General features: G+C 42.3%; 7 protein-coding genes and 1 pseudogene. 4 read left to right on the top strand and 4 right to left on the bottom strand.

The genetic code is table 11. From position 1 onward, the window contains the following. Positions 1-293: 293 nt before the first annotated feature. The 4 genes from AAGC65_RS23110 (at position 294) to AAGC65_RS23095 (ending at position 3,657) form a co-directional block, all read left to right on the top strand. On the top strand, positions 294-1,244 hold the full coding sequence (locus AAGC65_RS23110) for an NAD-dependent epimerase/dehydratase family protein (protein WP_343114834.1): 951 nt from the start codon (positions 294-296) through the stop codon (positions 1,242-1,244). A gap of 116 nt (positions 1,245-1,360) precedes the next feature. Then, entirely contained in the window at positions 1,361-2,086 is a 726-nt protein-coding gene (locus AAGC65_RS23105; RefSeq protein ID WP_343114833.1) for a YebC/PmpR family DNA-binding transcriptional regulator, read from the top strand. Positions 2,087-2,227: 141 nt separating this feature from the next. Then, a complete protein-coding gene (locus tag AAGC65_RS23100) occupies positions 2,228-2,443 on the top strand; it encodes a DUF2442 domain-containing protein (RefSeq protein ID WP_343114832.1) in 216 nt (71 codons plus the stop codon). A 101-nt stretch (positions 2,444-2,544) separates the two neighbouring features. Next, positions 2,545-3,657: a hypothetical protein gene (locus AAGC65_RS23095; RefSeq protein ID WP_343114831.1), complete on the top strand. Its 1,113-nt coding sequence runs from the start codon at positions 2,545-2,547 to the stop codon at positions 3,655-3,657. A 184-nt stretch (positions 3,658-3,841) separates the two neighbouring features. Here AAGC65_RS23095 and AAGC65_RS23090 read toward each other — a convergent pair whose 3' ends face one another. From AAGC65_RS23090 to AAGC65_RS23075, 4 genes and pseudogenes are all read right to left on the bottom strand, one after another. Then, positions 3,842-4,639, bottom strand: coding sequence for a prolyl oligopeptidase family serine peptidase (locus AAGC65_RS23090; RefSeq protein ID WP_343114830.1), 798 nt, complete (start codon positions 4,637-4,639; stop codon positions 3,842-3,844). A gap of 161 nt (positions 4,640-4,800) precedes the next feature. Further along, on the bottom strand, positions 4,801-6,153 hold the full coding sequence (locus AAGC65_RS23085; protein ID WP_343114829.1) for a glucoamylase family protein: 1,353 nt from the start codon (positions 6,151-6,153) through the stop codon (positions 4,801-4,803). A 106-nt stretch (positions 6,154-6,259) separates the two neighbouring features. Continuing rightward, on the bottom strand, positions 6,260-7,795 hold the full coding sequence (locus tag AAGC65_RS23080; protein WP_343114828.1) for a RagB/SusD family nutrient uptake outer membrane protein: 1,536 nt from the start codon (positions 7,793-7,795) through the stop codon (positions 6,260-6,262). Between the two features lie 11 nt (positions 7,796-7,806). Next, a pseudogene (locus tag AAGC65_RS23075) lies at positions 7,807-8,353 on the bottom strand (TonB-dependent receptor); the annotation flags it as partial.

Genomic DNA, 8,353 nt, shown 5'->3' with positions numbered 1-8,353 from the left:
ACATTTTGGTGCCTACTAATCCTGTAGCACCTACTACTGCGACTTTCATTTTGTTAATTTGTTATATAATAAAAACTTAAACCCCAAATATGCACATTTTTTTGTTGTTTTTATAACAGTTATCCTATATAGTTAGTATATTTTAATGATTGGTTGGTGAGGGCATGTAAAATCAGAAGCAAAAGGAGAAACGTGCCGGACAACCAAAATAAGCTGCTGTTAGGCTATAAACTTAATGAAGTACATCAACAGATTTCGCCCAAATTTCTACCTTTGCGCAAACTCAATATTGCATGAGCGAAAAGATTTTAGTGATTGGCGCCAACGGCCAAATAGGTACCGAGCTGGTTGTAGCTTTAAGAAAGATACACGGAGCCGAAAGTGTAATAGCATCAGATATAAATGATCCGGGTTATGCCATACGCCACAGCGGACCGTATGAGATTGTGAATGTGTTGGATAAGGATAATCTGCACCATATTTTTGATAAACATCGCCCTACGCAGGTTTACCTGCTGGCTGCTATATTATCAGCAGTAGGTGAGCAAAAGCCCAAAATGGCCTGGGACCTGAACATGACCGGCCTTATCCATATACTTGATTTTGCTGTTGAGTTTAAAACAGCAAAAGTTTTCTGGCCAAGCTCCATAGCTGTATTTGGTCCTAACTCACCGCAGTTTCATACGCCTCAATATTGCGTAATGGATCCTAATACTGTTTACGGTTTCAGTAAACTGGCCGGTGAGCGCTGGTGCGAATACTACTTTACTAAATATGGACTGGATGTACGCAGTATCCGTTACCCTGGCCTGATAGGCTGGCGGGCCAACCCGGGAGGCGGCACAACAGATTATGCCGTGCATATATTTCATGAGGCATTAAAAAATGGAAAATACACCAGTTTCCTATCTGCCGATACCGCTTTGCCCATGATGTATATGGATGATGCCATCAGGGCTACCATCTCATTAATGGATGCACCTGCCGAGCAACTTACCATCCGTTCGTCATATAACCTGGCAGGTATTAGCTTTACCCCTACGCAACTGACAGCAGAGATTAAAAAGTTGATACCAGATTTTGAAATAAGCTATTCTGAAAACGACCCACGCCAGGCTATTGCCGACAGTTGGCCAAAATCAATTGATGATAGTTATGCCGAAAGGGATTGGGGCTGGAAACTGGAATATGACCTGGCTGCAATGACCACTGATATGCTGACTAATTTGAAAAATACAATATAAGCTAAAGGCCGTAAGCTTAAAGCAAAAAGCTTTGGGTTTGAAACTTATATAAAACAAATATTATATTCGCTTGATCCATGGACTATAGACCATGGACCATGGACAAAAAAAGAATTATGGGAAGAGCATTTGAATTCCGCAAAGAAAGAAAGTTTAAACGCTGGGCTAAAATGGCCGTGCAGTTTACCCGTTTAGGTAAAGAGATTGTAATGGCTGTAAAAGCAGGCGGTGGCGATGTTACTACCAACTCGCGCTTAAGAACTGCTGTACAAAACGCTAAGGCGGTGAACATGCCTAAAGATCGTGTGGAGGCTGCTATAAAAAGAGCTGTTAGCCGCGATGAAAAAGATTACGAAGAAATTGTATATGAAGGTTATGCTCCACACGGTGTTGCTGTGTTGGTTGAAACCGCTACCGACAATACTAACCGTACCGTAGCTAACGTGCGCAGCTATTTTACTAAAACTGGTGGTTCATTAGGTAAAACAGGTTCGCTGGATTTTATTTTTACCCGTAAATCGGTTTTTACATTTGTACCGGGCGAAAAAGATCTGGAAGAACTGGAGTTTGAACTGATTGATGCCGGGCTGGAAGAATTATTTGTGGAGGCAGATGAAGAAGGAAACGATATTGGCGTAATACACACTGCTTTTGAAGATTTTGGTAAAATGCAAAAAGCTTTGGAAGGAGTGGGCGTTGAAGTAAAATCGGCCAAATTGGAGCGCATACCGCAATCATTCCACGAGGTAACAGAAGAGCAGGTTGTCGATATCATGAAGCTGATTGATAAGCTGGAAGAGGACGACGACGTGCAGGCGGTTTACCACAATATGGCTGAGTAGGTTGATCTCGGAAGTCGGATTTTCGATTTCGGATTTATTGCCATAGCGTCCATGTAATTACAGGTAAAAGCAATCGCGAATACCATAAGCAAGAAGGCTTTTGACTTTTGACTTTTGAATTTTAACTTTTGAATTAAAAAAATGCCGTTATTCAGCTCGCGTAAGGAAGAGAAGAAAGTAAAGGTAACCTTTGCTAACGGCTTGCTTTTTGTTGAAAAACCAGATGGCAAACAACAAGCTTTCCCGCTGGAGTGGTTTCCAAAGCTGATGAACGCCAGCGATGAGGAACGCGCAGATTGGAAACAAACTGATAAAGGTATCCACTTTAACCAGCTGGATACTGATGTGGCGTTTTAAATAGATATGAGATATTAGATGTGGGATTTGAGATCAAGAGGATAGGAACTTAAGCAAGTTGCTGTCTCACATCTCACATCTCACATCTCCAATCTAAAAACATGACCTTCGAAGAGTTTTTTAAAAAGAAAAAGATTGATCTGCTGGCCCTGCAACAGGGTGAGCAATCGCTGTTTTCTGAATTTAGAACTCATTATGAACAAATGGGCGAAAAAAGCTTTGACCATACCAAAAAGTACTGGTTCAATAAGCTTAGACGCCGTTTTCCGGCTGCTGCGGAAATAAAAACAGAAAAGATTAAGATAGAAAACCCACTGGCTGAACAAACTATTACGGAAAGCCTGATTGAACCTGTAAAGCCTGCACCGAAAATTGGGTTTACACCTAAGTTTAAAGCGGCTGGTACTTCCAAGCCTGTTGAAGAAAAAACAGAAGCTAAGCCTGAAGAAACTACCCCTGCACCTACGAGCGAACCAACTGCTCCGAAACCGGCGTTTAAGCCTCGTTTTAATCCAGCGACGGTAAAGCCAAAGCCTGCAGAAAGTGATGATATAAAACCTACGGAAAACGTTGAACCTAAAGGCGAGGAAATAAAACCAGCTACGGAACCAACTGTAGCTAAACCAGGGTTTAAGCCACGCTTTAACGCGGCAATGGTAAAACCAAAATCAGCTGAAAGCGATGAGGTAAAACCTGTTGAAAAAACAGTACCTGAAACAGAAGAGGCTAAGCCTGATACGGAGCAGGTTACTGCAAAGCCCGGGTTTAAGCCACGTTTTAACGTAGCAATGATGAAGCCAAAGCCTGTGGATGGTGATGCTACACCTGCTGAAAAAACGACGCCCGAAGCCGAAGAAACGAAACCCGATACTGAACAAGCTCCTGCAAAACTTGGATTTAAACCACGCTTCAACGTGGCGATGATGAAGCCCAAGCCGACTGAGAATGAGCCTATAGCAGAAGATAAATCTAAGATTAAATCAGAATCAGAAAGTATACCGGAAACGGAGGTTTCATCCACCAAACCGGCTTATAAACCCCGTTTTCAGGCAGGGATGGTAAAACCTAAGCCTGTTGAAAATGAAGTTAAACCCGAAGAAAAGCCAGAGGACAAGCCCGAAGTACCCTCAGCTGATGAGCCGGCTGCTAAACCTGCTTATAAGCCGAAGTTCAATATGAAAAATATCCCACCTAAGCCTAAAGAGGAAGAATAGATAAGTATTTATTGGTGTCCTTCTAAATGTGTATTGCAGTATAAAAAATAATCTTTTTATACTGTTTTGTCATTCTGAGCGATAGCGAAGAACCTGTTCTTCAATTTGCATAGTTTAACAATAGATCCTTCGCTATCGCTCAAAATGACAAATTTTTGCTGATACGTAGATAAGAAATATCTGATTATTTACTATGCGAAAATAACCAGCTTAACAAATCAGGCTCTTTAAAGGCGTAGTCCCAGCTGTTGTGATCAACACCCTGGTAAAGGGTAAACTTAGGGTCGCCGCCCGCTTCTTTAATGGCTGCTACGATTACTTCGGAATGATCTGCCGGGACAACACTATCCTTGCTGCCGTGGAATATCCATAAAGGTACCTTTTTAGCATATTTTTTAGCGTTAAGCGTGTTATCGCCGCCGGCAATAGAAAATGCCGCCGCGAATATTTTAGGCTCTCGACCAATGATCTCCAATGTGCCCATGCCTCCCATGCTTAAACCACCAATATAAACGCGGTGTTTATCAACAAAGGGTTTATCCAAAAACTGATCGACCAAGCCCATTAACAAACTCATGGCAATGGTTGGTTGCTCATTTACCTGGAAAACGAATCTCCTTTTCTGCGTAGCCGGGTCAGTTTCCTGCTGTACGTTTGACCAGTAGCTGTTAGCAGGACATTGCGGGAAAACTATAATGGCTTCATATTTTTCGCGGACGCTATCCTGTAAAAGGCGCGATGGGCCGTATTTTAACTGCGCTTCGTTATTATTGCCGCGCTCGCCCGAACCGTGCAGAACAAAAAGTAGCGGATATTTTTGATTCGGATTAAAATGTTTTGGGAATAATAAGCGGTAAGGTAATGTATCGCCTTTCATGGCAAAACTGCCTCTGTCAAAAGATGATAGATCCTGTGAACGTGCTGAAAAAGAAAATGCTAAGAGCAAGCTTAGCATTCCTATAATAAATTTAATGTGGCTCATTGGCTGTGTTTATGATCTGTTTTGTTAGTGAAAACAAATCTAACGCCTTTTGATTTACATTGTTTAATATTTTTTATTGAACGGATTAAAAGAAGTAATCTTAAAGATTATATTGTATTGTCATTTCTCGCTATCGTTCGAAATGACAATGAAGTGGTTATTTACTTTTTTGCCAGTTCGGGGCTTTCAAAGCCAAGCTTTTTAAGACCGTTCTGTATCTCCGGGCAGCTCATGAATAATTTCCATAGCAGACCGGTACGGTAGTTCTCAATCATTACTATGATCGGACCCTGGTCAATGGCCAGGTATGATTTGCCATACCAGTTGTGCGATTCACTGAAAGCATCTGTAAAACCATATTCACCCCATATCTTATCGCCCATGTCATAATAAAAATGACGTAAAGCTTTCATGGAATATTCAGGTGTATACGGAAATGCCGAAAGCGCCGCTGTTGGGGTTATCACTCCCAAATCATTAGTTGGTGAGTGCGCATTGTAGCCTTCAAAGTTATCACTGGCGGTCAGTCCCCAGCAGTTTTCACCGTAGCCTTTAAACTTTTTCGGATTATCAACACAGTAGGCATGATTAATCAACGTGTGGTTTTTATTTTGCTCCCAGTAATCAGCATACTGATCCTTTAGTCCTTTAGGGTTTAAACCCAGGAAAGAATATTGTGAAAAGAATAGCGGGCCACCATAATCAAAACCTAAAGGCAGTTTAATGCCATAAAAAGTTTTACCGTTCTTAAAAAAATCACTTTGAGCCCAGCCGCGGTGATAAACATCTGCACTAACCGGGTAACGATTGGCCGAGGCAGCCAGTACATACGTGATCAGGCACTCATTAAAGCCATGTATAGGGAAGTTCATAGCCCAGCCATTATTGGGCGACCAGTGCCAATATAATGCGTCGCGGCCATCACGGGTGTACCAGTTCCATTCCATTTCGCCCCACATCCAGTTAATTACATCGCGTATATGTTGTTCTTGCGGTGTGCTGGCAGTAAAGTACTGCCTTGCACAAAGCAAACCCTGGAAAAGGTAAGCCGATTCCACAATATCACCACCATCATCTTTACGGCCAAAGCGAATTACTTTCCCGGTTTCGCCATTCATCCAATGCGGAAAAGCACCGTGAAAAGAATCGGCTTTGTATAAAAAGTCGACGATCTTGATCATGCGGTTAACCGCTTGTTCATGACCGATCCATTTACGGCTATCGGCTACAATAAGGGCCATAATACCAAAGCCAGAACCGCCTGTAGTAACTACCTCATCACCATAATCAAAAGATTTGTTGCTGCGTTCGCGGGCCAGTCCGCTCACCGGATGGCCAAAGTCCCAGAAATAACGGAACGTTTGGCGTTGTACCACATCAAGCAGTGCATTATCGCTAAGGTTTTTAATAATGCCAACCGGTTTAATGGTATCGGTGTTATTTGCTACTGGCTTTTTAGCCATACAGTAAATAGCAAACAGCAATAAAACTGGAGTTAAAAAGAGTTTTTTCATGAAAAATGATTGTATATGTATTCGCTTAGCCGGTTTTAAGGAGAGTGTTTTAAAAGGCTGCCAGCCAAAGTGGCCGGCAACCTTAACTTAAATCAATCCAACTAAATTAATATCCTGGGTTTTGTTTTAGCCTGCCCCCGCTTAAGTCAATTTGCGTTTGAGGGATAGGGAACAAAGCGTTTTTAGCATTCCATGATTTACCATGAGCAGCAAAGGCAGCAGCGGCACGACCGGGTTGCACAGCATCCTGGCGAACGATGTCAAAGAAACGGTCATGTTCTTCGGCCATTTCCACGCGGCGTTCATGCCATATGCTTAATAACGAAGCGCTGGCAGCAGGCAATCCGGCACGTGTACGCACCAGGTTAAGGTCTGTGGTAGCTTCGCCGGCACGGCCAATTTGGAAGGCTGCTTCAGCGTTAATCAGGAGAATATCTGCATAGCGTAAAATGCGTACCTGTTTTGGTAAACGGTCTGTGTTGCCACCGCAATTGTCTTCCGCGGTACGGCTATGATAGGCCTTATAGCTGTAGGTTCCGTTTTGAACAGAATCCCGACTCGGAATGCGGAAACCATCCCAAAGTACGGTTCCATGATCTTGTATGGTAATTACGGTTGCCGCTTTACGGACGTCGTTAGCTTCGTATTCATTTAATAAGCTTGTTGATGGGTTATTAAAACCAAAGCCCAGATCGGCCCAGCCAAACTTACCACCGGCACGCGGACCTTGTGATACGGTATATAAATTAATACCGGCGGAACAATCTTTGTTTATACCGGCTTGAATCTCAAAAATAGATTCACTGTTATTATTACCGCCATCGCCATTAATAGCTCTCTGGCGCCATATCAGCGAATAATCCTTAACCAGGGTGTACTTGCCGCCATCCATAACAGCCTTTGAAAGGTCATAGGCTTTTTGGTAATTTTTCATGTACAGGTAAACTTTGGCTTCTAAAGCTTGTGCTGCACTTTTAGTGGCACGGCCTACATCTGTAGCGCCTTTATCGGGCAGGTTAGTAACTGCAAAATCAAGATCGCTTACAATAAATTTATAAATATCATCGGCGGTTGCACGGGTTTGATATTTATCCTGATTGGCTTCGCTTGCCAATGGAACTTTATCAAGCAAGGGTACACCGCCATATAAACGCACCAGGTTAAAGTAAAAATAAGCTCTTAAAAAGCGGGCCTCACCAATAAGTGCGTTTTTGGTAGTCGCATCAAATTGTGCATTTTGCAACTTGTCGAGTGCCTGGTTTGCACGGGCTATACCTTGATAGTGACCTGTCCAAACGTTATTGATAACGCCATTTGATGGTGAGGTGGTCAAGTTATCAATTTGCAATGCATCACCATAATCATCTGGCGAGCTCCCTTTATCGGCATCATCAGATGCTATATCAGTCATGATCACAAATTGAAAACTATCAATATCAGGATCAAAGCCGCCTATATAAAATACGTTATAAATACCTGTTACCAGGTTTTTAGCTGCATTGGGGTCTTTGGCAATATCATCCTCAGTTATTGCCGCCTGAGGGTTAACATCCAAATAGTGTTTACATGCACTGAGTGTAGCTGTTAAAGTAAGCAGGCAAACGGCTATGATGTTTAATTTTTTATTATATATCTTTTTCATAATAATGAAGATTAAAATTGAAGGTTCACGCCAAGTGCAAAAGTGCGGGTTACCGGATAGTTGGTATTATCGATACCAGCCTCAGTAATGCCGGTGTTAACATCGTTGTTAAATAACTCCGGTGATGAACCGCTGTAGCGTTTTAAAGTGAACAGATTTTGTGAGGTTAGATATACCCTTAACCTTGAAATATTAGCACGTTTAAGCAAAGCCGATGGGATGGTATACCCAACAGAAAGGTTATTTAAACGCAGGTAAGCTCCTGATTCAATAAAATAAGTTGAGGGAGGGGTTGATGAAGTAATTACGTTTGGATCGGTATTGGATGGTTTGGCAGTAGTGAAACGGCTGTTTGCATAGCCAGCCTCAATGTTGTCATTTTCACTACCCCGTGAATTCTTTTTACCGTTGTAAATCTTGTTACCCCAGTTTCCGCTGAAATCGGCACTTAAATCAAAGTGATTGTAGTTAATACCAAAGTTAAAACCTCCGTAGTATTTAGGCTGATAAGAACCTGCATAAACCCTATCGTCAGAATTGATCACGCCGTCTTTGTTG

The sequence above is a fragment of the Mucilaginibacter sp. genome (assembly GCF_039207105.1).
Lineage (GTDB): Bacteria > Bacteroidota > Bacteroidia > Sphingobacteriales > Sphingobacteriaceae > Mucilaginibacter.
The sequence above is the reverse complement of the archived record's forward strand: the minus strand, read 5'-3'. Positions and strand labels throughout refer to the sequence as shown.

Coding starts and splice junctions, on each gene's coding strand:
- AAGC65_RS23090 (WP_343114830.1), bottom strand. CDS start 4,639: ATGAGCCACATTAAATTTATTATAGGAATGCTAAGCTTGCTCTTAGCA.
- AAGC65_RS23085 (WP_343114829.1), bottom strand. CDS start 6,153: ATGAAAAAACTCTTTTTAACTCCAGTTTTATTGCTGTTTGCTATTTAC.
- AAGC65_RS23105 (WP_343114833.1), top strand. CDS start 1,361: ATGGGAAGAGCATTTGAATTCCGCAAAGAAAGAAAGTTTAAACGCTGG.
- AAGC65_RS23080 (WP_343114828.1), bottom strand. CDS start 7,795: ATGAAAAAGATATATAATAAAAAATTAAACATCATAGCCGTTTGCCTG.
- AAGC65_RS23110 (WP_343114834.1), top strand. CDS start 294: ATGAGCGAAAAGATTTTAGTGATTGGCGCCAACGGCCAAATAGGTACC.
- AAGC65_RS23100 (WP_343114832.1), top strand. CDS start 2,228: ATGCCGTTATTCAGCTCGCGTAAGGAAGAGAAGAAAGTAAAGGTAACC.
- AAGC65_RS23095 (WP_343114831.1), top strand. CDS start 2,545: ATGACCTTCGAAGAGTTTTTTAAAAAGAAAAAGATTGATCTGCTGGCC.